At 69.0% G+C, this 1,363-nt stretch carries 1 protein-coding gene; it reads left to right on the top strand.

Features of this window, described 5'->3' with window-relative positions; all coding sequences use genetic code 11:
- Nucleotides 1-72 precede the first annotated feature (72 nt).
- A partial coding sequence (locus ACFPFQ_RS48245) for an IS30 family transposase (protein WP_417715051.1) occupies nt 73-1,363 on the top strand: 1,291 nt, incomplete at its 3' end.

Here is a 1,363-nt window from a genome sequence, read left to right on the forward strand (position 1 = left end):
ATCGCGAAGACGAGCGAGGTGCCCGAAGGAGCGCGACGTCAGTGGCGCTCGGATCGGGCGTTGCGGCCCCCGATGCGTTCGCCCGGGCGGCCTGAGCCCTCGCGTGCGGTGCAGCGGCAGTTCTGGCGGTTGATCGCGACGGGCATCACCACAGCCGAGGCGGCGCTGAAGGTGGGCGTGTCCGTGCCGGTCGGTGCACGGTGGTTTCGCCACGCTGGCGGTATGCCACCGCTTTCACTGGTCGAGCCCAGCGGCCGCTACCTGTCCTTCGAGGAGCGCGAGGAGATCGCGCTGCTGCGCGCGAAGAAGGTCGGCGTGCGTGAGATCGCGCGCAGGATCGGTCGCGATCCCGGGACGGTCTCTCGCGAGCTGCGCCGCAACGCGGCCACGCGGGGCGGGAAGCCGGAGTACCGAGCGCTGGTGGCGCAGTGGAAGGCCCAGCAGGCGACGAAACGACCGAAGACCGCGAAGCTCGCGAGCAACGACGAGCTGCGGGAGTACGTGCAGGAGCGGCTCGCCGGGAGCGTTCGCCGGCCGGACGGCAGCGTCGTCGTCGGGCCGGAGCCGCCGGCATGGAAGGGGCTGAACAAGCCGCATCGGCAGGATCGGCGGTGGGCGACCGCGTGGAGTCCGGAGCAGATCTCGCACCGGTTGAAGGTCGATTTCCCCGATGATGAGTCCATGCGCATCAGCCACGAAGCGATCTACCAGTCGCTGTTCATTCAAGGGCGTGGCGCGCTCAAACGCGAACTCGTCGCCTGCCTGCGAACAGGCCGTGCGCTGCGGCAGCCGCGGGCTCGAGCGCAGAATCGCCCGCAAGGGCACGTCACCGCCGATGTCGTGTTCGCGAAGCGCCCCGCAGAGGCGTCGGACCGTGCCGTTCCCGGGCATTGGGAGGGCGACTTGATCATCGGCACCGGTCGGTCCGCGATCGGCACGATCGTTGAACGCAAGAGCCGCTCGACCCTGCTGGTGCACTTGCCGCGACTGGAGGGCTGGGGTGAGAACCTGCCGGTCAAGAACGGTCCCGCGCTGGGCGGATACGGCGCCGCAGCGATGAACGCCGCCCTGACCGTGTCGATGACGACGCTACCCGAACAGCTCCGCAAGACGCTCACCTGGGATCGCGGCAAAGAGCTCTCCGGACACGCCCAGTTCGCACTCGAGACGGGCACGAAGGTGTTCTTCGCCGACCCCCACTCGCCCTGGCAACGGCCGACGAACGAGAACACCAACGGGCTTCTGCGGCAGTACTTCCCGAAGGGCACGGACCTCTCGCGCTGGTCCGCCGAAGATCTCGAAGCCGTCGCTCTCGCGCTCAACAACAGGCCCCGCAAGACCCTCGACTGGAAGACCCCCGCCG

The sequence above is a fragment of the Pseudonocardia sp. GCM10023141 genome (assembly GCF_042653605.1).